21 protein-coding genes are annotated in these 20,946 nt (G+C 55.0%); 11 read left to right on the forward strand and 10 right to left on the reverse strand.

Going from position 1 to position 20,946, the window contains the following annotated elements:
- Positions 1-56 precede the first annotated feature (56 nt).
- The 6 genes from PSH65_RS11855 (at position 57) to PSH65_RS11880 (ending at position 6,964) form a co-directional block, all read left to right on the forward strand.
- Positions 57-1,496 carry an amino acid permease gene (locus tag PSH65_RS11855; RefSeq protein ID WP_305426354.1) on the forward strand — a complete coding sequence of 480 codons (1,440 nt, stop codon included), beginning with the start codon at positions 57-59 and terminating at the stop codon, positions 1,494-1,496.
- Positions 1,497-1,546: 50 nt separating this feature from the next.
- Positions 1,547-2,437 (forward strand): LysR substrate-binding domain-containing protein, encoded by an 891-nt coding sequence (locus tag PSH65_RS11860; RefSeq protein ID WP_305426355.1) that lies wholly within the window; start codon positions 1,547-1,549, stop codon positions 2,435-2,437.
- 18 nt (positions 2,438-2,455) lie between these two features.
- Complete coding sequence (thrC, locus tag PSH65_RS11865) at positions 2,456-3,844, forward strand: threonine synthase (RefSeq protein ID WP_305426356.1); 1,389 nt, start codon at positions 2,456-2,458, stop codon at positions 3,842-3,844.
- Complete coding sequence (locus PSH65_RS11870) at positions 3,841-4,278, forward strand: Lrp/AsnC family transcriptional regulator (protein ID WP_305426357.1); 438 nt, start codon at positions 3,841-3,843, stop codon at positions 4,276-4,278. Before thrC ends, PSH65_RS11870 begins: the two co-directional genes overlap by 4 nt.
- Positions 4,279-4,491: 213 nt before the next feature.
- Positions 4,492-5,532: a homoserine dehydrogenase gene (locus PSH65_RS11875; protein WP_305426358.1), complete on the forward strand. Its 1,041-nt coding sequence runs from the start codon at positions 4,492-4,494 to the stop codon at positions 5,530-5,532.
- A gap of 13 nt (positions 5,533-5,545) precedes the next feature.
- Positions 5,546-6,964: an aldehyde dehydrogenase family protein gene (locus PSH65_RS11880; RefSeq protein WP_305426359.1), complete on the forward strand. Its 1,419-nt coding sequence runs from the start codon at positions 5,546-5,548 to the stop codon at positions 6,962-6,964.
- Positions 6,965-7,028: 64 nt separating this feature from the next.
- Here the strand turns inward: PSH65_RS11880 and PSH65_RS11885 are convergent, their stop codons facing one another.
- Positions 7,029-7,769 (reverse strand): Mut7-C RNAse domain-containing protein, encoded by a 741-nt coding sequence (locus tag PSH65_RS11885; protein WP_305426360.1) that lies wholly within the window; start codon positions 7,767-7,769, stop codon positions 7,029-7,031.
- A gap of 275 nt (positions 7,770-8,044) precedes the next feature.
- On the opposite strand from PSH65_RS11885, the gene PSH65_RS11890 reads away from it, so the two are divergent.
- Positions 8,045-8,680: a DJ-1/PfpI family protein gene (locus PSH65_RS11890; RefSeq protein ID WP_305426361.1), complete on the forward strand. Its 636-nt coding sequence runs from the start codon at positions 8,045-8,047 to the stop codon at positions 8,678-8,680.
- A 48-nt stretch (positions 8,681-8,728) separates the two neighbouring features.
- Here the strand turns inward: PSH65_RS11890 and PSH65_RS11895 are convergent, their stop codons facing one another.
- A complete protein-coding gene (locus PSH65_RS11895) occupies positions 8,729-9,151 on the reverse strand; it encodes an MAPEG family protein (RefSeq protein WP_305426362.1) in 423 nt (140 codons plus the stop codon).
- A gap of 80 nt (positions 9,152-9,231) precedes the next feature.
- Positions 9,232-10,185: a diiron oxygenase gene (locus PSH65_RS11900; protein WP_305426363.1), complete on the reverse strand. Its 954-nt coding sequence runs from the start codon at positions 10,183-10,185 to the stop codon at positions 9,232-9,234.
- 200 nt (positions 10,186-10,385) lie between these two features.
- Between PSH65_RS11900 and PSH65_RS11905 the strand changes: the two genes are divergently transcribed.
- Entirely contained in the window at positions 10,386-11,342 is a 957-nt protein-coding gene (locus PSH65_RS11905) for an AraC family transcriptional regulator (RefSeq protein ID WP_305426364.1), read from the forward strand.
- A 330-nt stretch (positions 11,343-11,672) separates the two neighbouring features.
- Here the strand turns inward: PSH65_RS11905 and PSH65_RS11910 are convergent, their stop codons facing one another.
- The 3 genes from PSH65_RS11910 to PSH65_RS11920 all read right to left on the reverse strand — a co-directional run bounded on the left by PSH65_RS11910 (position 11,673) and on the right by PSH65_RS11920 (position 14,523).
- Positions 11,673-12,050, reverse strand: a complete 378-nt coding sequence (locus tag PSH65_RS11910; RefSeq protein ID WP_305426365.1) for a c-type cytochrome — start codon at positions 12,048-12,050, stop codon at positions 11,673-11,675.
- Positions 12,051-12,756: 706 nt separating this feature from the next.
- On the reverse strand, positions 12,757-14,112 hold the full coding sequence (locus PSH65_RS11915; protein ID WP_305426366.1) for a HEAT repeat domain-containing protein: 1,356 nt from the start codon (positions 14,110-14,112) through the stop codon (positions 12,757-12,759).
- Between the two features lie 141 nt (positions 14,113-14,253).
- Positions 14,254-14,523: a hypothetical protein gene (locus tag PSH65_RS11920; RefSeq protein WP_305426367.1), complete on the reverse strand. Its 270-nt coding sequence runs from the start codon at positions 14,521-14,523 to the stop codon at positions 14,254-14,256.
- 227 nt (positions 14,524-14,750) lie between these two features.
- Here PSH65_RS11920 and PSH65_RS11925 point away from each other — a divergent pair, with 227 nt between their 5' ends.
- Positions 14,751-15,551 carry a GNAT family N-acetyltransferase gene (locus PSH65_RS11925; RefSeq protein ID WP_305426368.1) on the forward strand — a complete coding sequence of 267 codons (801 nt, stop codon included), beginning with the start codon at positions 14,751-14,753 and terminating at the stop codon, positions 15,549-15,551.
- Between the two features lie 93 nt (positions 15,552-15,644).
- On the opposite strand, the gene PSH65_RS11930 is transcribed toward PSH65_RS11925, so the two are convergent.
- From PSH65_RS11930 to PSH65_RS11945, 4 genes are all read right to left on the reverse strand, one after another.
- On the reverse strand, positions 15,645-15,998 hold the full coding sequence (locus tag PSH65_RS11930) for a hypothetical protein (protein WP_305426369.1): 354 nt from the start codon (positions 15,996-15,998) through the stop codon (positions 15,645-15,647).
- Positions 15,991-16,404: a VOC family protein gene (locus PSH65_RS11935; protein ID WP_305426370.1), complete on the reverse strand. Its 414-nt coding sequence runs from the start codon at positions 16,402-16,404 to the stop codon at positions 15,991-15,993. The genes PSH65_RS11930 and PSH65_RS11935 overlap by 8 nt, the downstream gene beginning before the upstream one ends.
- Positions 16,405-16,472: 68 nt before the next feature.
- Positions 16,473-16,874, reverse strand: a complete 402-nt coding sequence (locus tag PSH65_RS11940) for a GFA family protein (RefSeq protein WP_305426371.1) — start codon at positions 16,872-16,874, stop codon at positions 16,473-16,475.
- 212 nt (positions 16,875-17,086) lie between these two features.
- The gene (locus PSH65_RS11945; RefSeq protein WP_305426975.1) at positions 17,087-18,139 is read right to left on the reverse strand and encodes an alpha/beta fold hydrolase; all 1,053 of its coding nucleotides are present in this window, start codon (positions 18,137-18,139) and stop codon (positions 17,087-17,089) included.
- 316 nt (positions 18,140-18,455) lie between these two features.
- Between PSH65_RS11945 and PSH65_RS11950 the strand changes: the two genes are divergently transcribed.
- Together PSH65_RS11950 and PSH65_RS11955 are read left to right on the forward strand one after the other, a co-directional pair.
- Positions 18,456-19,814: an MATE family efflux transporter gene (locus PSH65_RS11950; RefSeq protein ID WP_305426372.1), complete on the forward strand. Its 1,359-nt coding sequence runs from the start codon at positions 18,456-18,458 to the stop codon at positions 19,812-19,814.
- A 142-nt stretch (positions 19,815-19,956) separates the two neighbouring features.
- Complete coding sequence (locus PSH65_RS11955; RefSeq protein WP_305426373.1) at positions 19,957-20,889, forward strand: hypothetical protein; 933 nt, start codon at positions 19,957-19,959, stop codon at positions 20,887-20,889.
- Positions 20,890-20,946 lie beyond the last annotated feature (57 nt).

Consider the following 20,946-nt stretch of genomic DNA (forward strand, 5'->3'; position numbering starts at 1 on the left):
TGCCTAATGGTCGGTTACAAGAAATATTTGTCCGTGCATTTCATGAGTACATAGCGATGACTATCCAAACAAAGAATGATCAGTCCGATCCAGCCTTGAATTTCAAGAAAGAAATGCAAACCCGCCACATTGTCATGTTGGCGTTGGGTGGTGTAATCGGTACGGGATTATTCCTTACCTCCGGCTACACCGTTAATCAGGCTGGGCCGCTTGGCGCAGTGATTGCCTACATCATCGGTGCGGTGATGGTGTATTTGGTAATGGTCTGTCTCGGTGAATTAGCGGTACAGATGCCAGAAACCGGATCTTTCAGTAGCTACGCAACTCGATACTTGGGCCCAGGTACGGGCTATACGGTGGCCTGGCTATATTGGCTCACTTGGGCAGTCGCTATTGGCTCTGAATTTACGGCTGCGGGCATCCTGATGGTTCGGTGGTTCCCTGATACACCGGTCTGGATCTGGAGCGCGTTTTTTGCCATTGCAGTCTTTTTAAGCAACGTTGTATCTGTTCGTTTGTTTGCCGAGACTGAATTCTGGCTTTCGCTCATTAAAGTTCTGACTGTTATCACGTTTATCGTCATTGGTGGTGGGGCCATTTGCGGTCTCTTCCAAGTACAGCATTTGCAAGGTGCCGGGCTCTCGAACTTTACCCGTGAGGGGCTTTTCCCGACAGGGTTCTTGCCCATTGCGATGACACTTCTAGCTGTCTCCTTTGCATTTTCCGGAACTGAGCTTATCGGGATTGCGGCAGGTGAAGCGCAAGATCCTCAGACAAGCGTACCCAAGGCGATACGGACGACGGTGGTACGTCTGGCGCTGTTCTTCGTGGGCACGATTTTCGTACTTGCTACCTTATTGCCCCGAGAGCAGGCGGGCGTTATAGAAAGTCCGTTCGTGATGGTGTTCGAGCTGATTGGCATCCCCTATTCAGCCGACATCATGAACTTTGTCATTCTCACGGCCCTGATATCCGCCGCTAACTCGGGACTGTATGCGGCTTCGCGCATGCTTTGGACATTGAGTGATCAAGGGCACATGCCTAAGCGCTACGCCAGGCTTTCGCGCCAGGGCACACCGGTTAATGCGATCGTTTTGAGTATGGCGGGGGCGATGGCGTCGCTGCTCAGCAGCGTGTTTGCCCCTGATACGGTTTACTTGGCTCTGGTATCGATTTCAGGGCTCGCGGTGGTGATCGTCTGGATGAGCATCGCTGCGAGCCAAATCGCCTTCCGACGCCAATACGTCGCCAATGGCGGGCGGGTTGAGGATCTGCATTTCCGTGTGCGCGGCTACCCTTGGGTTCCTATTGGTGCTCTGTTGTGTTGCTTGCTGGCCTGCGTTGGCATTGCTTTTGATCCTGAGCAGCGAGTGGCGCTTTACTTCGGTCTTCCGTTTATCGCGTGGTGTTACTTCGTTTATTGGATCACTCGCAAGAAGCGGGAAGAGCGGTTGGCATTAGCAGCGGCTGCACATCATTCCGCTGGTGCGGCGTGAGTAGCTCAGGAGATGATTGAGCAGAGATAAGTCCCAATGAGGTTGCGCCGATGAGTCAAAAATCACTACCACCCTTGAATTGGCTGAGGGCATTCGAAGTATCGGCGCGGTATTTGAATTTCACCCATGCAGCGCTGGAGCTGCACCTGACTCAAGGTGCAGTAAGTCAGCAGATCCGTCAGTTGGAGGGCCACCTCGGGGTGGCGCTATTCAAGCGCCTGCCCCGAGGGCTTGGCTTGACTGAAGAAGGGCAATCGTACCTACCGGTAGTACAAGACGCGATCAGCCGTCTTGCAGTGGGTACAAACGAGATTTTTGGCCAGCACAATCGAAGGCATGTGAAGGTGCGTGGCAGCCTTTCCTTCCTTCACTATTGGTTGGCCCCGCGGCTCGCGGGTTTTTGTCGAGAGTATCCCCAAATCGACATCCGATATATCAGCAACATTTGGGTGAAGGAACCGGACGGAGAGGATGACCTGGAGATTCGCTGGGGATGCGGTGAGTGGTCGGGATTGCACTCTCAGCGATTAACGTGGGACATCCTCCAGCCCGTTTGCTCACCTGAACTTATGACCCGCTCACCGATACGTGAGCCTCGCGATTTGATGAACCATTCTTTGCTGCATGTATTGGGGTACGAGGAAGGTTGGGGTTACTGGTTGAAGCGGGTTGGAGCAGACGATGTCGATTATTCCCGTGGTCTTCAGTTCGACACACTGATTTCCACAATCCGTATGGCAGAACTGGGTCAGGGCGTTGCCTTGGCCCGGTCTTCCGTAGTGGAAGATTTGCTGAAGAGTGGGCACCTGATTACTCCATTCAGTCACCGAATCGAGGCCAGCGAGTCTTTTTATCTGGTGCGTGAGCAGGCCGAGGTGCTCTCGCCTGATGCCGCGACTTTTTCTACCTGGTTGGTGGCTCAAGCCCACCGCCTTTTGTAATTCTGTTCTGGAGTCATCATGCATTACGTAAGCACACGCGGCGGTGACGTACGGGCGGACTTTCGCAGTGTGGTTCTGTCGGGACTTGCCGAAGATGGCGGTCTCTACGTCCCGGCAAGTTTGCCTGTCTTCACTGAGAAACAGATTGCCAGTTGGTCGTGGCTACCTTTCGATGAGCTGGTCTGGCGGGTGGTCTCACCCTACGTTGGCTCTTCCATGGACGAAAGCACCCTGCGTGCTTTGCTGAGCGACAGCTATCGAAACTTTAACCACCGCGCTATTACACCGCTTGAGCAGATTGGCCATAACGAGTGGATACTCCAGCTGTTTCATGGCCCAACCCATTCGTCCAAAGATTTCGCTGCGCAACTGCAATCGCGTTTGGTGGAGCATTTTTTGGGGGAGGTCGGTGGAGAGGCGCTGATCGTCGGTGCGACCAATGGCGATACTGGGCTGGCAGCGCTTGAGGCGTTTTCTAACTGCCCGGGCACTCGCATGGCGATATTGTATCCGCGCAATGGGGTAGCGGCTGAGCAACTCTCTGCCCTGCAGGCGGCAGACCCTGAGCGGGTTCAGCTTTTTCCAGTAGACGGTAATTTCGACGACTGCCAGACGTTGGTCTCTCGACTCTTGCGCAACTGGCCGTTAGACGGGGTAATACCCATCAGTTTCAACTCCACCAACTGGGTCGGCGTCCTCGCACAGATCGTTCTTTATTTCCACGCTGCCTTGCAGCTGGGTGGCGGGACACGTCCTGTAGGCTTCAGCGTTCCAGCAGCCAGCTCTGCTGAGATCTGCGCCGGCTACATGGCTCAGAAAATGGGATTACCCATCAATCAGGTGATCATTTCTACTAACAGCAATGATGCACTTCACCAGTTTATTCATCGCAATCGCTACTCGACCCGAGTAAGTAACCGAACGTTGTCTCCTGCGATGGATTTCTCCCTGTTCTCCAACCTGGAGCGGTTCGTTTGGGAGCTGTATGGGCACGATGGGAGTTCAGTAAAGGCGCTAATGGAGCACTTTGAAGGCTGCGGCGAGTTAAGCATTGGCAACGAGCAATGGCTCCGGGCCCGAGTTCTGTGCGATTCCTATGCAGTAGACGAATCACAGGTTCGCGACGAAGTCATCAAGTTGTTCCGTGAGACCGGGTCTGCAATCGATCCACATACCGCTGTGGGCGTTCTGGCTGGCCGAATACATCGACGCAGTCTGGGGGCTCCGATGGTGACCTTTGGGCAAATTGCTCCGGCCAGGTCTGCGGCCCTATTGTCCGAGTTAGGTGTCTGGCAGACAGAGGTACCAACGACTCCTGACATTTTTGCTCAGCCACCGTACTTGGGCAAAGGCGATCTGGACGGTCTGTGCCAGGCTCTCTTGTCGGCGCAGCAGAGGCACGTATGAAGCGCATTCTGGATCCGCTGGACGAGCGCATACTTGCCGAACTCACAGCGAATGCCCGAATCGCCCATGTTGAACTGGGCGCCAAGGTCAACTTGTCGCGCAATGCTGTGCGGCAGCGCATTGAGCGTCTTGAGCGAGACGGCGCCATCCAGGGTTATACGGTACGTCTCGGTGATTCCCGACGACCTTCATCGCTGATCAGTGCGGTGATCTTTGTCTATCGCTACGACCGCATGCGTGGAGAGGAGGTACTTGCTGTGCTGCGCTCCATCCCCGAGGTGGTTCAGTGTGAAGTATTGAGCGGTGAATTCGATTTGATGCTTCGAGTCAATGCTGCCTCTCCTGAACGTGTTCACCTTGTCTGGAAGGAAATCTCTGCGATGCCCGGGGTGGAAAACACCGTCACTTCCTTCGTCCTTTCTGCAGTGTTTTAAGCAAAAAAAACAGAGGCGTTTTCCGTCCCTGTACCCACTTCCTTCGCCTTACGCAGTCACCTGGACGAAAAGCGGACAAGCCGTTTATGGGCTTTCTGGACGTCTTTCTGTACGGGCAAAACGGCCAACAAATACAGCACTCTGCCATATTCAACTGCCAGAGCTCGACTCTTACGATCTTTCTGTCGAACAACGTCTAAGAGGACTGCTTTCATGACTGAATACAAAATTGCCCTGGTGGGTTTTGGTGGCGTCAACCGTGGCCTGGCTCAACTGGTTGCAGATCGTAATGCCGAGTGGAAAGCCTCTCTGGGTTTTGGTATCAAAATCGTTGGTGTGACTGATCTTTTTCTCGGTTCCATCGTTGCTGAAGAGGGTCTGGATGCAAAGCAGTTGGTCGCTCTGCCTATCGAGAAGGGGGCACTCGCTCAAATGTCTGGAGGCACCGCTGAGGCGTTGAACGAAGCTGTCATTAAGCATTCTGGTGCGGACATGATTGCTGAAGCCACCTTCACCAACCCGGTCGATGGTGAGCCCGCTACTACGTTCTGCCGCTGGGCACTGGAAAGCGGCATCCATGTTGTGACCACCAACAAGGGGCCAATTGCTCTGCACGGTGCTGAGCTTAAGGATTTGGCCCGTCGCAAGGGTGTTGCCTTCGAGTACGAAGGTTCGGTCATGAGCGGTACGCCCGTGATTCGCCTGGCACGACAGGCTCTGGCAGGCGTGGAGGTTCAAGGCTTTGAAGGCATCCTGAACGGGACTTCCAATTACGTGCTGACTCGCATGAAGGACGGCCTGGCTTTTAACGACGCCGTCGCTCAGGCTCAACAGCTCGGCTATGCCGAGGCCGACCCAACTGCCGATGTGGAGGGGTTTGACGTCCGCCTCAAGGTGGTGATTCTCGCCAATGAACTGCTCAACGCTCGATTGAGCGTCAGCGATGTGGCTTGTTCGGGGATTAGCCGCATCAGTCCAGAAGACATCGCTCAGGCAAGTGCCAACGGTGCAAGTTGGAAGCTGATCGGTTCTGCAAATCGCGAAGTTGATGGCTCGGTTCGAGCGAGTGTGGAAGCTCGACTGCTGCCGAATTCGCATCCTCTTGCCGGAATTTCCGGTGCCACGAACGCGGTATCGTTCAAAACTACACTGCTGGGTGCCGTCACTGTATCCGGCCCTGGAGCAGGTCGTATCGAGACGGCCTTTGCGTTGCTGTCAGACATCATCGCCATCCATACCACCCACGGCAAGTAATAGGAGAGTCGTCATGAGCGTATCCAGCATGGCCAGCATCCAGCTTGTTGATGCCAAACAGATTGATGTGTTCAGTCCATTCGATGGTCGCCTGGTGGGGAGCGTACCGTGCCTTGATGCAACCGCTGTTCCTGGCTTGCTGGAGCGTGCGCGAATTGGCGTGCGTGAGAGTGCCGCAGCGCCTCGCCACCTTCGAGCACGGATCCTTGAGGAAACGGCTCGGCGTGTAGAGCTTGAGGCTGAAGCGTTTGCCAAACTCATTGTTGCAGAGGCGGGAAAGACGCTGCGGCAAGCAGAGAAGGAAGTGAAGCGTTGTGTGAACACGCTGAAGCTATCGGCGGAAGAAGCTCGTCGTAACGCCGGAGAAGTGATTCCATTTGAGGCATATGAAGGCTCCGAATCTCGCCAGGGCTGGTTCACTCGTGAACCGTTGGGGCTTATCGTCGCGATAACCCCATACAACGATCCGCTGAACTTGGTCGCCCATAAATTGGGCCCGGCCATCGCCGGTGGCAATGCTGTGATTCTGAAACCCTCAGAGCTCGCACCGTTGTCGGCTCTCAAGCTGGTTGAGTGCCTGGTGGCCGCGGGCCTGCCTCCGTCCGTGGTAACCCTGGCGACCGGAAGCGTCGATCTGGGTAAAGCATTGGTGGAACTGCGCGAAGTGCGGATGATTTCCTTCACGGGTGGTTTTGCAACTGGAGAGTCCATTGCTCGTAGTGCAGGCTTGAAGAAGCTGGCCATGGATCTGGGGGGGAATGCCCCGGTTCTCGTGCTCGAAGACTGTGATCTTGAACCGACTGTAGAATCTTGTGTATCCGGTGCTTTCTGGGCTGCAGGGCAGAATTGCATCGGCACACAGCGCATCCTTGTTCATCGTTCAATTTATGAGGACTTCCGTGAGCGTTTTGTCAGCCAAACGCGTGCATTGGTGGTGGGTGATCCGGACCAGCGAGCAACAGATGTAGGCCCGATGATCACGGAACAGGCGGCGCGTCGTACCGAACAATTGGTAAATGATGCGCTGGCCGAGGGTGCCGTTCTTCTGTGTGGGCACCATCGCCAAGCGGGAAGCTATGCGCCAACCGTGCTGGAGCGTGTAAGCCATAACAGTCGGATATGGCAACAGGAAGTCTTCGCGCCGGTGGTCATCCTGGAGCCTTTTGACCACCTGGATGATGCTGTTGCTCTGGCCAACGCTCCAGAATATAGCTTGCATGCGGGACTCTTCACCCGTGATCTTTCCAAAGCCCTGAAATTGGCGCGCCAAATTGAAGCCGGTGGCGTGATGATCAATGATTCTTCCGACTATCGTTTTGATGCCATGCCTTTCGGTGGCTTCAAGTACGGAAGTCTGGGGCGAGAAGGTGTTCGATTTGCCTACGAGGACATGACGCAACCCAAAGTGGTCTGCATCAACGAAATGGGTTGAGCGCTTAAGGCGATGGTGTTCCATCTAAATTTGATCTGTACCCCAAAAACCTTTATGCGCTCGGCTATCGGTCCAGCAGAGGTGCCAGCAGCGCACACATGCTGCGCCAGTGCGAACCCTCCCAGTAAACCCGTTGGCAGTTGTCGCAGCGCAGGAAGTGCGAATAGAGGGCGCCAACGCGTGGCGGCACCTGCTGTCGGGCCAGTTCCGGGCTGATCTCGTGCAGCGGCAGGTTGCAATGAAGGCACAGGCTGAATGGCCGTGCGCTACGCGCCAGGTCGAGGCGCTCGTACAATTCGCGCAACTGCAGCGACGGTTTCAGGGCGTGCACGTAACAGCCGTGGCTGATGATCCGCCGCTTGAGCAGTTCGCGGTCGCGGGTTAGCACGATGCGTCCTTGCTGCGCAGCGATTTCGGCGATCTCGCTGTCCTCGAAGCCATTGTCGTAGAGGGTGTCGAAGCCGCTCATGCGCAGCAGGTTGGCCAGCCCGCCAAGGTGCGCATCCGCGACGAAGCGCAGCACCCGTAGAGGTTGCGCACGAACCTTTAGCAGCGGGCTGATGTCCAGCGCTTCGAACTTGGGATACACCGCCAGGCGGTCACTGTCGAAGATCACCCGCTCGAAGCCCACCGATTCGCCGTTGAGCAGCACCAGCTCGACCTCGGTGTGCGGTATCCCGAGCGCCTCGATCATGTGCTTGACCGTTGCCCCTCGCGCGCACTTGCAGGTGAAAGACTGCCGCCGCCGTTCGGCCGGCAGGAAATCGTTGAGCTCCTCGTAGAAGCGGAAGGTTGCACTGGTCATGTTGAACAGTATGGCAGGGCTGCAGGATGAGCGAGTCTAGTCCGGACATCTTCTCCGGCAGACCCCAAATGAACGGTAGGGCGCGCGGATACACCAGAAAACGAGTCCATCACCGAGCTGGTCAGTTCACAATAGGCTGAGCAAGTCAGCTTTTTGGCCGTTAGCGCACTACATGACCGGCAGCTGTCGACCGAGGCCGTGTAAAAACGTAAGCAGTCATTGAGATCTATTTGTTGCCGCTTTATGTTGTTCGTTTTCATGGAGGATTCTGACTGATGGCACGCGTGGGCTTGATACTGGCACCCGGTTTTGCGGACTGGGAATACGCTTTCATTGCAGGAACCGCATCCCCGTTTTACGGGATCGACGTCAGGTTTTTCGCCGCTACTACGGGGCAGTTCCGCTCGCAGGGTGGATTGGCTGTAACTGTGGATAGCAGCTTGCAACAATGCCTGGACTGGAAGCCGGACGTTGTTGTCGTCATCGGTGGAATGATCTGGGAGCATGCAGATGCACCGGATATTCGGGACTTTCTTCAGGCTAGTCGTTCAAGTGGAGCGACAATTGCCGGTATCTGTGGGGGAACGCTGGCACTTGCGAGGGCCGGGCTTCTCGATACGGTTCCTCATACCTCGAACAGCGCTGACTTCATACAACAGAATGCCGTAGGTTATGAAGGCGCCACGCTTTATCGAAGCAGCCAAGTAGCTGTGGTTGCCGACCGCATCATAACGGCTCCAGGCCCTGCACCCGTTAGTTTTACCTGCGCAGTGTTCGAAGCTGCCGGACTCTCTTCAGAGAGCGTTTCGCAGTTCAGGTCATTGTTGGCGGCGGAACACATTTCTGTCAGTCGCGCTGAAGAGTTGTCTGGATCTAATCTAACCACTGAGTCGCCAAGGGGCGGGTCCTGACGAAATGTTTATTTGCAGGACCAGGATTCATCCCTCTATCCAAGAGACTCATACGCCGTAACAAGCGGCTATAACAATGAGCGCGAGAAAACAGGCCAACTGAACGAAAAAGAAGGCAAACCGAACCGCCACGAACGTATTGGTTTGCACATGGGATACGTGAACCAGAGACTGGCACACGCGGGCAATCAGGACGATTACGGACAAGTAGCTCACCGCAGGGTCGTCGATACCAAGGGTTGAAATAACCAACACGATGGCGCCAAAGACAGGCAGATTTTCCACACAGTTCGCGTGTGCTCTTATCCCACGCCGATACCAATCCTCGCCTTCGAGCTGATCGCATCGGAAAGAGGCAATCGGAACATTCGAGAACAAGATTCTGACCCAGCGATACACCCCGACGGTTGCCATCAACAGCAGCAAAGTCCAGGTCGCAAATCCAAGCAACATCCACATCGGTATTGTCATGGCTGCCAGCCTCGATAAATCATTTTCAGCACGTCATCCCACAGCCGCGCGGCCAACGCACGGTCGGCCGCCCCAGTCGATCAATTGCTCATGATTGGTGCCAATGCGGTCTGAATCGTGGACATCTGTGCCGGTGTTGTCATGCGCGTAAGCAGCCGGCCAAAGTGTGGATGCTCCACACCCGAGATTATGTATTGCCAGCGGTAAGCGCTCAGCACAGAGGCTTTGATTTGCGCTGTCTCATCGACACTGAATGATCGTGAAACAGTGCGAATAAAGTAGTCGGCATCGGATGCCGATTGGGCCTGCAGGATTCCATCGACGGCCGCCACCAGCGCAATCAGATCGTTCACTGCCTGGTCGCGCTCGGCTGGCGAGAGTTTCGCGTGCTCCGCCTTCCACTCCAGTTCATCGAGTACGACGTGCCGGCTTTCATCCTTCCAGTGAAATTTGAAAACATCCTTGAACAGTGGGCACAACTCCTCACGCGGGGCGATGCTTTGCACGTAGTGCGCCTGAACAAACAGCTCGATATGACAGGTCAGCGCGAGCACCGACCAAGTGCTGGCCGCAAGCACCGAGCGCGCCACATCGTTGGGATCGGCAACTTGACGATATCCCGCTGGCAATTGCAAACCAATCATCGTCTCCATGCGCCGGAACAACTCCTGGTGCTTGATCTCGTCGTTAGAAAAGCGCACCAGCGCTTCGAGTGCGAGCTGATCGTCAAAGACACGGGCACGACCTTGATCGAGCATTTTGGCACTGATAAAACGCTCGACCAGGCCAAAGATATACGCATAGGTTCGGCCCTGAATCTGACTGAGCAGGCGCGCCTCATCCGCAGCGAGAAAGGTCAGGCGGTCGATCCGCGACAGTCCATCCGGCAAGAATTTGCGCGAGAAGTCAAAACTCCGGTCCTGTAGCAAATCACGATCGATCTGCCATTCCGCTTTCTTCGATGATCTGACAAGTTGAGCATAACGGTCGGCGTTGTCCGAATCTGAGCTGGGCATGGTAGCAACGGTGTTCATATCGATCTCCTGCTTGCCTGGTCGAGTTGGAAATGGAGCAATTACGGTTAACGTCGGAGCCAATGACCAGCGGTGAAGCCTCTGGGGACAGTCTCGATCACTGTGTCCGCGTTGGTGCTAATCTAGGCCTCGCAGTTCAGGCGATGAATGACCAGTGCGCCTGATTACATGCTCCGGACTCCGGAACGGAGGGCTGGCACTTGTTGGATGCGTTTTCTGATGTGTTGCGTGTAATTCGGCTGTCTGGAGGCGTCTTCCTCGAGTCGGAATTCACTGCGCCCTGGTGCATCAAGGGAAGAATCTCTGCGGACGATTGCAAACCGTTCCTGGAGGCACCTCGACATATCATTGCGTCGCATTTTGTCGCCGCGGGGCATATGCAATTACAAGTCGACGGTGGTACTGCCATTGACGTGCGGGCAGGCGAACTCGTTCTGCTTCCTCACAATGACGCCCATTCTTTTGGCAGCGATTTAAGCATTGCACCCATGCCGGCGGGCGAAGTTATCCAGCCGCCAGAAGTCGGCGCTATTTCACGAATCAAGTACGGCGGGGGCGGCGAGGTTACGCAGCTACTGTGCGGATTCCTCGGCTCTGAAACCCCCTTCAGTCCGTTGCTTTCTTCGCTGCCATCCTTATTGAAATTAGACTTGCGCGCGACGGCTTCGGGAGCCTGGATTGAAAGCTCATTCCGTTTCGCTGTCAGTGAGATTGCGGCGGGGCGCCTCGGCTCGACAACGGTCATCGCCAAGCTCTCCGAATTGCTATTCGTCGAAGCCGTCAGCCAGTATGTCGCGAGCCTCCCCGCTGAGCGGCGCGGGTGGCTGGCGGGTTTGCGAGATCCGCATATCGGGCGCGCACTGGCACTGCTCCATGCCCGTCCAACCGAGGGCTGGACGGCAGAAGCCCTGGCGCTTGAAGTGGGCATGTCGCGTTCGGTATTCGCGGAGCGATTCACGGCATTGGTCGGACAGCCACCGATGCAATACCTGACGCTCTGGCGTATGCACGTGGCGGCTCAACAGCTGCGTGAAGGTCGCGGTAATGTGGCGCAAATCGGCTTTGCAGTTGGCTATGAATCCGAAGCCGCGTTCAGTCGCGCATTCAAACGCCAGTTCGGCACATCACCTGGCACTTGGCGCAGACAATCAGCATGAGAAGGTCCGGTGCCGATGGATACTCCCGGACGAAATCTGCCGTGCTAGCAAGTCGGTTGGCATCGGTCGCAAAGGCCCATTCCCGGAGGCTCACGTCATGCAGATTGCCGCCACGTTCCCACCCATCGGCGAAGCGGTTTGGCTTGTCGCAACCTCCTAGTAGCGCAGACACTAATAAAACGACCAGCCCGTTCAGCGTTTTTATATGCATTCGAGATTGTTCATTAGCGATATGCCCGCGAGAGGTCGACTGGCTCACCGGCATGGCCCCGCAAGCCCTCAAACCTGAAATGGCTTTTAGATCTCTGTGCCTACCTCTCATCTCAAAAATCATCGATTTTTTGAAATCACATCACCCATGTATTGATTTAAATCGCGCAGATCTTTAATCCTCCATGAGTACGGCGATAGCTTTACACCATTCTCTCGCAAAGTTTTTGGAATCAAGTCTCCATTTGGACGAAGTATTATCGATGATACAATTACGCCCGGATAATCATTTAATCGTTTTTTGAAAGCGGATGTTGTTAGATTAGGTGTAGGAGGATTGCTTTTATTAGCCAATGGTCCTGTTGCTTTGAGATCTGTTCCGTGGCACATGGCGCATCGCTGTAAATAGAGATTTTTTCCATTAACATTATCTGCGAAGGATAGTGATGTTTGAATTAGCGATAAAATTCCTAGCGAAGCGATGAATAATATTTTCATTGTTTTTATCTTCCTTGATTGGGTCAGTGTCGACTGGACGCGATTTGGTGCGCGGGAAAGATATCAGCCATCGTGTCGGCACACACACACACACACACACACACACACACAGTCCTTTCTGATGCCCATTGAATCAACTCGTTTTTCACGCGCATCCCGGTGACCGCGTCTGGCCGATTTCTGCCTGTCACGAAGAGCAGCAACCGACCCAAAGCGGCCCGTCATGATATTTGAGTCTGGCCGTTAGGTGTGGGGCAGCTCTCGAATCTCCACTGTACCGCCAGCCTCATAAACTGGATTACCAGCAAGCAACTCCTTAGCCCCATCGAGATTGGCTGCACGTACTCGAATGAATCCACTGAGATGAGTATCGCTAGGCTGACTCAATTGACTTTCCGTAGGCGCTCCCCCTGACCAATCGAGCTATCGGCATCGAATTTACCGGTGCTGCGTAGCTGGGTGATATATCGAGCCCACTGGTCTGGGTCATATGCAGCCTCCAAGTTGGAGGCATCCTGATGCATCAACAGTATGTATTCGTTCACTTGTTCCCCTTTGTTCACGTAATGCAGGTGATGCTGCTAAATCAGTGGTTAAGTTGATCAGCCTTGTGTCGAATGATACTAACGCGGAAATGACCGCTTTTGGCCGATTGCATCCAGGGACACGAGTGCTGTCGATCAATATGTCCCGCTTTACTTACAAGTCATTCTGCAATACGGGCTACGCTGTCGCTGCGGATGAATCCTGTCGCGGCCAAGTTCCGGAGCTTTTGCACCAATGTTTCTCGCTCGGCCTTTGAGGTGACCGGATCGACGATTTGATATTGGCGATCGCACCACATCCCAACCTGACGTAGCCAAAAAGCCTGTGCACCCGTTTCAGCGCTCAGCCGCTCCAGCAGGTACGCCACCTGCTGCCAACCCGGCCTCAATTGAAGTATCGCCTGGCGGCGTGCCGTCGACAGTTCATGCCAATCCCGATCTAATTTTTCGCCTGATCCAGGGATCACAGATTTCCAAGGTAGCTTGTTCAGTTGAGTGATTGCGGCGTAAAACACTTTGTCCGACGGGTCGTCAAGCGCCCTCAGCAACTCGGACAATTGGTTGTCGCCAAGCAGGCGTATGGCCGCTTGCCGCACGGAGGAATAGCGAGAGCGCATCGCTTCTGTTAGCCACAGCTTGTCGAGAGCGACTTTAAGTTCGGTTGCCAAGCCAATAATACCGAGCCAATCCTGTTTCCGTGGTGGAAAGCCCTGATTCAATTTCTCCGTCAGGATGGCGCTTGCATCGACGTTATGGCGTACTGCTGCCCAGCGCGCCAAACTACGGATCGAGGCCGATGCATCCAGCAAGGCCTGGCGCAATAATAGCTTCGGATCGTCGACCAACGGCAATAGGGCGCGCAGCACGCAAACACGCACTTTGGCGCCGGGTCGTGATAGGGCTTCAAGTAACAGTGGTGATGCTTGCGCAGCTGGTAAATCTTGACATGCTGATACGGCAGCTAACCGTACGGTCAGCTCGCGATGGGCCAAGGCGTCCCTTAAAAGCACCTCCGGCGCTGAGTCCTTTTCCAGCAATAGCGCAAACAGATAGCGCGCAGCTTTACCTTGTTGCGAAAGGAAATTGGCGTAGACCTCAGCCTTGATCTCGGGTGACTGCAGTACTGTGCGAGCGGCCATGAGCGTGGGACCATGATCGGCTCTTCGGCGCGCAGCCAACGCTATGAGAGGTTCCAGCGCGAACAATAGCGCCTGAGCCTGGGATGGAGTCATATAGTGATTCAGCCCCTCCAACGCCAGATCGCGAATCTGGGGTACCCAGTCGTTCAAACGCTGTATCAAAGCTACTAACGCTTCAGGAGAAGGATTATCGCACAGCCCCCTGACAGCGACTTCTCGAATGAAGCCGTTGTAGTGAGCACTGACCTCTATCCATTTTCCATTGTCCTCAGCATTCCCTAGCAGTTCCAACGCTTCGTTTCGCCGCTGCTCCGCCAATGAGGAGGCCGGCATCTGCTTGTTCTTCAGCCTACCCAGCCATTCCCTTATTAAGTTCACTTTTTAATCCTTTTAATGCTCGTGCGGGCTGTCTTGTTAACACTTTAAGCAATTTCTCAGGTCGACTGCATTCAGTTGGAAAGGATGCTTTCGACCCAAAGCTGGCATGCCGTGTCAAACGTAAAAACCCGTTGGAATGAATTAATCCCCAGATTGCACGCGCTCTATAGCTTCGAAAAGCTGGCCGTCGAAGTACTCGGTTCCATTTCGTTCCTGTTCTGCCATGCGGCGTTTTGCCTCGATGAGCAGGTGTTTGGTCGCGATGTTCTGATTCAAAAAAGTAGCGACCATAAGGTCATTCAAACTCTCTAGAGGTGTGTCCCATGCCTCCCTGCAACGCTGCATTAACCCTGTATGGTCATCCCCATTCCATGGATCTAAAAGATTCGAGACTGTCAGGTTGGAGGTCATGACCCTACCTTTGAGAGAATTGACGGGTTGGTAATTTCTCACGCCCGGGATATATATGAAAAGCGATATTGAAGGACCGCTTTTGGCTGTGTTGCCTGTCGCCAAGGGCAGTAAACGACCCAAAACTGACGGTGAAGCAGAGCCAGCTACTGGTTCGTACTTGGGCGCAAGCGTATTGTTCGATGCGCTTTCCCTCCCTTGGAAATCTTCAAAAAAGGACGACTTACATGGATGTTGAACTGGCACATCAGATTGAGGCCGCAGAAAGCGAGTATTTGCGTTCGCGTGTTCAGAACTTGGCAGGGATAAGTGGAAATCCTTATGGCGCACGTGTTTTTTCCAACGGAGACTTTCCGTGCTTTCAGGTGAACGCATCACCTAGCCCAATGTTCAACCGCATCTACGGCGACAGCGCCCGTGATCCCCAGGCACTTTTGAAGTTGCTCAAAGATTCAGCGGAACATTCGGTCGTAACTCCCCTTATCGGGAAACCTTCCGCGTTGGGACAGTACTCACTTGTGGGCGAAACGCAGCTTGAGCGTTTGAGGGGCTGGACTCACTTGCAGTTCGCGTGTGCCATCGAGAAGGTGGTCTTGAGTCGCCACTCATTCCAAATCGAGGAAGTCACGTCAAAAACTCTTGCTCAGTTCGCAGATGTGCATGCGGGTGGTTTTCATACCAAACCAGAGTACCGATTACTGAATCAAGCATCCTTCGCAGAGCAGACGTCGAGCGGACGTCTGAAAATCTGCGTCCTGAAGGCTGATGGGAAAGTCGTGGCAGGAGCCTCAATGTATTTGGCCAGTAATGGCATTGCCTACCTTGGAACGGCTGCCACCCGAAAGGATGCCCGGGGCCTTGGCTACCATGGAGCACTGATATCTCATCGAATTGAGCAAGCGAAGAAGCATGGCTGCCACTTGATCGCCGCGACCGCGCTGGCCAGCTCCCAAAGTCGCCGAAATCTGCAACGTGCCGGGTTGACGACATCTCATGCCCAGGCACTGTACCGCCTCGCAGATAACTAAGATAAACGGCTGAACACGATCGTCCGTTTTTGGCCGATTTCTGTCTGTCGCGACTGACCGAAATCGACCCGCAGGCAACTGACTTAACCTGGCTCATGGGAGAACTGACGTTGTTGTTTGAGCAGCTGGGTATGCACTGTCAAGATCGGTAGCCAGACCCCAATAGCCCAGTTTCAAAAGGTGCTTTTTTAAGCCGAAGATGTAGTTGCTTTCGGGAATGCGAATTTCTTTGTGGTCACCGTCCCAGTACATTATTTCGACAAATCCTTCAGGGATGAACGCACCTTCAACGGTCCGCTCAAACTCATCGAGATCGGAACGAAATCTCATTCCGTAGTAGCCATCATCCCCCACATATCCGTGATGACTTATTGCGTAGCTGGCCAGTTCCTCAGCCTTAGGCCAATCATTGGAAAAAAGCCAAGACAGAATCTCTGCCTCAGTCATGGGGAACACCTGATTTATGCATCACCGGTGTGCAGAGTTCCACCAGCGTCCCGTCAGGGCATCGAACGTAGGAAATGGTTTGCCCCCAGGGCTTGGTGCTTGGGGCGGACATTTCAGTAGCGCCCGCTTGCAGCGCTCTGGCATGAGCCGCTGGAACGTCCTCAGTCACTAGTCCGACTTCGATGCCTAGCGGTTTGGGGCGCGAGTGTGCCGAAACATGGCCGGTACTGAAGTTCATTGCGGCCAGTTCATTGGCGGCGAATGCCAGTGCAGTTTCTCCTGTTTCGAGTTCGCCATAGGTGGCGGATTCATGGAGGAATCGAATGTTGAGCCCGAAGGCTGATGAAAAGAACTGAAGTGAGGCAGCAACGTCCGGGACGTAGATGATCATGTAGCCAAATTTCATGAGCGAGCATTCCTTGTTGTGCCAATCCAGCACATTGAAGTCGGATGCCTGCTTTCGGCTTTCAGAGCTCACTGGAATTGCGGCCAATGATCCTGAATTTCATACCATGGAGCCTTGGACGCCACCTCGATGTGTTTCTGCTTATCCGAGGTGAATGTAGTGTCCAGGGCGCCCAGCGCTATCGAGATCCAATTGGAGTATTCACCTTGGTTTCTTGACCAGAACAGCGAAGAGCCGCACTGGGCGCAGAACTGGCGCAATACTGATTCAGAGGATCTGTACGACTTGATGCCATCGGCGCCTTGGATGAGGTGCAGATCGCCACGCAATACACTGCCATAGCTGGCGAATGCGGCTCCATGGCTTTTGCGGCATTGGCTGCAATGGCAGTGAGAAAGCGCTTTTGGTCGTGACCGGATTTCGTATTTGACGGCGCCGCAAAGGCAGCTGCCCTGGAAGACGTCAGTCATTTTGGAGCACACCTGAGAACGAAGAGACGGCCATTTAAACCGCGAACAGCTTCGGTGTCGACCGGCAGCATCTGGCCGAAAGCAGCTGTTCGCGACCGACCGCTTCCGACCCCGAACGCTCATCCCTGGCCAACCGATCTGACAGATTGCGCGCGCGCTAAAACTGCTCCAGCGTTTTTTAGTTGAGCTGCGGCAGTTCTCGTACCACGAGTTTACAAACTGTCTTCTTTGTTGATAGATGACTGAAGAAACTCTGCTATCAGCGATGTAATCTGCTGTTGAATCACCCCACGCGAGCGAGCGCTGTCGCCATCCCGGCAAATGATGCCATCGCCGGGTACTTCTTCTTCGAGCATTACTTGCGCACCAGGTTTGCACACCGACATGAAGCTGAAATGGCTTGCGTCGCTGATTTCGACGTAACGGCTTGACGCTGCAGGCAGGCGTTTGGCCAGGTTGGCAGACTCCAACTCAGCGGGAAGCTCGCGCGAGGGAACGCCGGCAGCGATCACCAGTGCGGGTACCGGCAGCGCCGCCAGGCTTGCATCGGTCAGGCCCCGTGAAAGGCCCAAGTCCAATGTAACCACAGCAGTGACGCGTTTATCGCGCAAATCGGCGGCCAACGCGGCCTTTGATTCTGAGGTGCTTGCGGGGTTTATCTTTCCATAGACGGTGCAACTTGCTAACTGCGGGTGGGCTTTGCAGTCATGGGCGAAGCGGTCTGGATCGAAACGCGCACCGGCGATCTCCAGGGCGGTCCATCCGCCGAGTGAATGGCCCACCACTGCAATTCGGTCATTGGCGACCAAGCCGAATTTTTCAGGTTGAGTCGTGACCCTATCAATGGCTCGGCGCAAATCAACGGGCCGCTGCCATAACTGCGCCGCTGCTTGAGGGCTACGGTCATGAGTGGTGGTGCCAGGGTGATTGATTGCGGCGACGATGTAACCCCTTTGAGCCAGAGCACTGGCGAGCCAGATCTGGTTGCTCCAGTTCCCCCTGTATCCGTGGGAGAGCACCAGCAATGGATGCTTGCCAGCAGCTGGCGGCGCGTCACGAACGGCAGAAGCACCGACAAACACCGCATTATCGCCGATCAATTCCGTCGCGGCGGTAGTTGCACTGGGGTACCAGACGACCATCTCCAGTGAGCGGTCATTGTGCGGGTCCGACAGTGTGGAAGATTGGAAGCCGACAGGGTTCTCGTCAGCGAGTGCGATAGTAGTCAGCCAGGTCAACAGCAGGGCGCCGAAAGCTATTTTCAATGTCGTTTCTTCCTTGATTAGACAAGTGCATAGCAACCTGAACCCGCCGTTAGGCGCATCCATCTTCGTACGGAGTCGAAGCTAATGTGGCTGCATATATAAGCACGAACATTAAAGCCCACATTCGAATCGCCGCGCATAATTTTCATCGTTAACTCTGTTCGCGGCCTTTAGTGAGAAGGCTGAACGTCTGCTTTTGGGCCCGAAAGCAGACATTAATTCTGCTCCCCCAAATCCGCAAAACAGGAGCGCGTTATTCCCGGCTCCGTAGCGTAGAATTTCCCAAACGCCAGCCCCCACCCGAGACGGAACCTCAATGCAAACCCCCACCACCCAACACCCCCTCTGGCAAACCTACCTCCTATTCCTCGCTCCCATGGTCCTCTCCAATTTCCTCCAATCCATGTCGGGCACCATCAACAGCATCTACATCGGCCAAATGCTCGGCACCCAGGCTCTCGCGGCGGTATCGGGCATGTTCCCCGTGGTGTTCTTCTTCATCGCCCTGGTCATTGGCCTCGGCGCGGGTGCCGGGGTGTTGATCGGTCAAGCCTGGGGCGCTCGCGAGTTGCATTTGGTGAAGGCGATTGCTGGTTCGACGTTGCTGTTGGGGGCGATGATCGGGTTGGTGGCGGCGGTGTTGGGGAGTGTGTTCGCCCGGCCGGCGTTGCAGGGTTTGGGCACGCCGGCGGATGTGCTGGACGATGCGGTGGCGTATGCGCATGTGATGATGTGGATTTTGCCGTCGCTGTTGGTGTTTGTGTTGTTCACGCAGTTGCTGCGCGGGGTGAGCGATACGGTGTCGCCGTTGTTGGCGCTGGTGGTGTCGACGTGTGTCGGGCTGGCGCTGACGCCGGCGTTGATTCTCGGGTGGTTGGGGTTGCCGCCGATGGGGATTCAGAGTGCGGCGTGGGCGGGGTTGGCGGGTAATTTGTCGGCGATGGGGTGGTTGGCGTGGCGATTAATTAGCAAGGGACATCCGTTGGCGCCGGATCGGGAGATGTTTGCGGCAATGCGCCTGGATATGGAGATCCTCGGCAAGGTGTTGCGCATCGGGCTGCCGACCGGGTTGCAGATGGTGGTGCTGTCGTTATCGGAGCTGGTGATTCTGGCGCTGGTGAACCAGCATGGTTCCCAGGCGACGGCGGCGTATGGGGCGGTGACGCAGATCGTCAATTACGTGCAGTTCCCGGCGCTGTCGATTGCGATCACGGCGTCGATCCTTGGCGCGCAGGCTATCGGGGCCGGACGCATCGAGCGCATGGGGCCGATTTTGCGCACGGGGCTGTTGATCAACGTGTGCCTGACCGGTGGCCTGGTGGTGTTGGGCTACCTGTTGTCGCACTGGTTGCTGGGGTTGTTCCTCACGGATGATTCCACCCGGGCGATGGCCGAACACCTGTTGCACATCATGCTCTGGAGCCTGTTGGTGTTTGGCTTCCAGGCGATTGTCGGCGGCATCATGCGCGCCAGCGGCACGGTGTTGGTGCCGGTGGCGGTTTCGATCGTTTGTGTGGTCGGGGTGCAGTTGCCGGTGGCGTATTTGCTGGATGCGCGCTTTGGGCTGCAAGGTGTCTGGATGGCGTTTCCGGTGGCATATTTGGGCATGCTGATCCTGCAGACGCTGTATTACAAAATGGTCTGGCAGCATCAGAAGATTGAGCGGTTGGTGTAAGGAGGGCTTGGCCTCGATGACATAGTCAACGCTGCCTTTCAAATCCGCGAAAGTCGACCATAATCTGTTGTGCGCACACAGGCCCGTTAGTTTACGTGTCTTGCTGCGAATGGCAGCAGATTACAGTCCAGGGAGTGGCGCGATGCATTTATGGCACGGGGTGGTCACCAAACTGACTAAGGGACGCAAGGCGGCCGTTGTCAAAGATCTGCATAGTAAACAGGAGCAACTGGTCAGCTTCAGCATCAACGCACTCCTTGAGATAGACTTCGACGATGACGCATTGGTTAACGCCAGTGATAGCGCGCCGTGGGCCAATGCGGACGAACAAAAACTCGTTGAAGTCGGAACCGAAGTGTTTCTGACAACATTGGTAGACCACTTTCCTACGCGTGCGGACGAAGTGGTTTCCATGAACTTCCGTTATGCCGTCGAGTTGACCTCGGATGAAACGACTACCACAGTCCCCAGAGGCGGCGTGGTGGTTATTTATCACGACTTTATCGGTGACCGCAGCAGTGGCGATTCCGGTGAGCTCTTCGCCGGGTCAGTCAGTGCTTGGTGCAAGGACAAATTGTTTCGGCCGTGCTTTCTCATAAAAGCCGATACCACCCTTGCCGCAGTGATTGCCTCGCTGGAAAAACTCGCCGCCGAGGATAAAAAGGGCGCCGTTATCGATACCATTCTGATCGTCACCCATGGTGGCCCAGGACGTCTGTACATCGGCAACCCTGACGATCCTAAGGATGCAAACTTTATTGCTGAAGCCGAATCCGGAAAGCTCTATACCAGCGCCCAGTCGTTCGGTGCCAAGCTGCAGAGTCTATTTGGCCCAAGCTTGGCTATCGGTATTTATTCGTGCGATTTCGTCAAGAACGCCGCAGGCTCCCGGTTGGCGATTGAACTCAGAACGTCTTCAGCCGCCAGGGCGGTGTATGCCGCCAAGGGGACTGTTCTGCTTATGCCCAACAAAAACGGCCGGCCGACGGCGCTCTGCACCACCTCTCATGTGGTTTACTCGGGGAACAAAATAGAGGGCTATGCGGACGGTCAGATCCCGATTTTTGATATTTGACCTGGACAAGTTTTAGGAGAGGGCGCGTTGGATTGTCGCCCTTCTGGGTCGATCAAC

This window comes from Pseudomonas sp. FP603, assembly GCF_030687415.1.
Lineage (GTDB): Bacteria > Pseudomonadota > Gammaproteobacteria > Pseudomonadales > Pseudomonadaceae > Aquipseudomonas > Aquipseudomonas wuhanensis.

Bases quoted from the DNA above. Each gene is read 5' to 3' on its own strand.
- PSH65_RS11920 (WP_305426367.1), bottom strand. From the start codon at position 14,523: ATGACCTCCAACCTGACAGTCTCGAATCTTTTAGATCCATGGAATGGG.
- PSH65_RS11935 (WP_305426370.1), bottom strand. From the start codon at position 16,404: ATGAAATTTGGCTACATGATCATCTACGTCCCGGACGTTGCTGCCTCA.
- PSH65_RS11950 (WP_305426372.1), top strand. From the start codon at position 18,456: ATGCAAACCCCCACCACCCAACACCCCCTCTGGCAAACCTACCTCCTA.
- PSH65_RS11875 (WP_305426358.1), top strand. From the start codon at position 4,492: ATGACTGAATACAAAATTGCCCTGGTGGGTTTTGGTGGCGTCAACCGT.
- thrC (WP_305426356.1), top strand. From the start codon at position 2,456: ATGCATTACGTAAGCACACGCGGCGGTGACGTACGGGCGGACTTTCGC.
- PSH65_RS11955 (WP_305426373.1), top strand. From the start codon at position 19,957: ATGCATTTATGGCACGGGGTGGTCACCAAACTGACTAAGGGACGCAAG.
- PSH65_RS11910 (WP_305426365.1), bottom strand. From the start codon at position 12,050: ATGAAAATATTATTCATCGCTTCGCTAGGAATTTTATCGCTAATTCAA.
- PSH65_RS11925 (WP_305426368.1), top strand. From the start codon at position 14,751: ATGGATGTTGAACTGGCACATCAGATTGAGGCCGCAGAAAGCGAGTAT.
- PSH65_RS11930 (WP_305426369.1), bottom strand. From the start codon at position 15,998: ATGACTGAGGCAGAGATTCTGTCTTGGCTTTTTTCCAATGATTGGCCT.
- PSH65_RS11870 (WP_305426357.1), top strand. From the start codon at position 3,841: ATGAAGCGCATTCTGGATCCGCTGGACGAGCGCATACTTGCCGAACTC.
- PSH65_RS11895 (WP_305426362.1), bottom strand. From the start codon at position 9,151: ATGACAATACCGATGTGGATGTTGCTTGGATTTGCGACCTGGACTTTG.
- PSH65_RS11860 (WP_305426355.1), top strand. From the start codon at position 1,547: ATGAGTCAAAAATCACTACCACCCTTGAATTGGCTGAGGGCATTCGAA.
- PSH65_RS11880 (WP_305426359.1), top strand. From the start codon at position 5,546: ATGAGCGTATCCAGCATGGCCAGCATCCAGCTTGTTGATGCCAAACAG.
- PSH65_RS11940 (WP_305426371.1), bottom strand. From the start codon at position 16,874: ATGACTGACGTCTTCCAGGGCAGCTGCCTTTGCGGCGCCGTCAAATAC.
- PSH65_RS11900 (WP_305426363.1), bottom strand. From the start codon at position 10,185: ATGAACACCGTTGCTACCATGCCCAGCTCAGATTCGGACAACGCCGAC.
- PSH65_RS11885 (WP_305426360.1), bottom strand. From the start codon at position 7,769: ATGACCAGTGCAACCTTCCGCTTCTACGAGGAGCTCAACGATTTCCTG.
- PSH65_RS11890 (WP_305426361.1), top strand. From the start codon at position 8,045: ATGGCACGCGTGGGCTTGATACTGGCACCCGGTTTTGCGGACTGGGAA.
- PSH65_RS11855 (WP_305426354.1), top strand. From the start codon at position 57: ATGACTATCCAAACAAAGAATGATCAGTCCGATCCAGCCTTGAATTTC.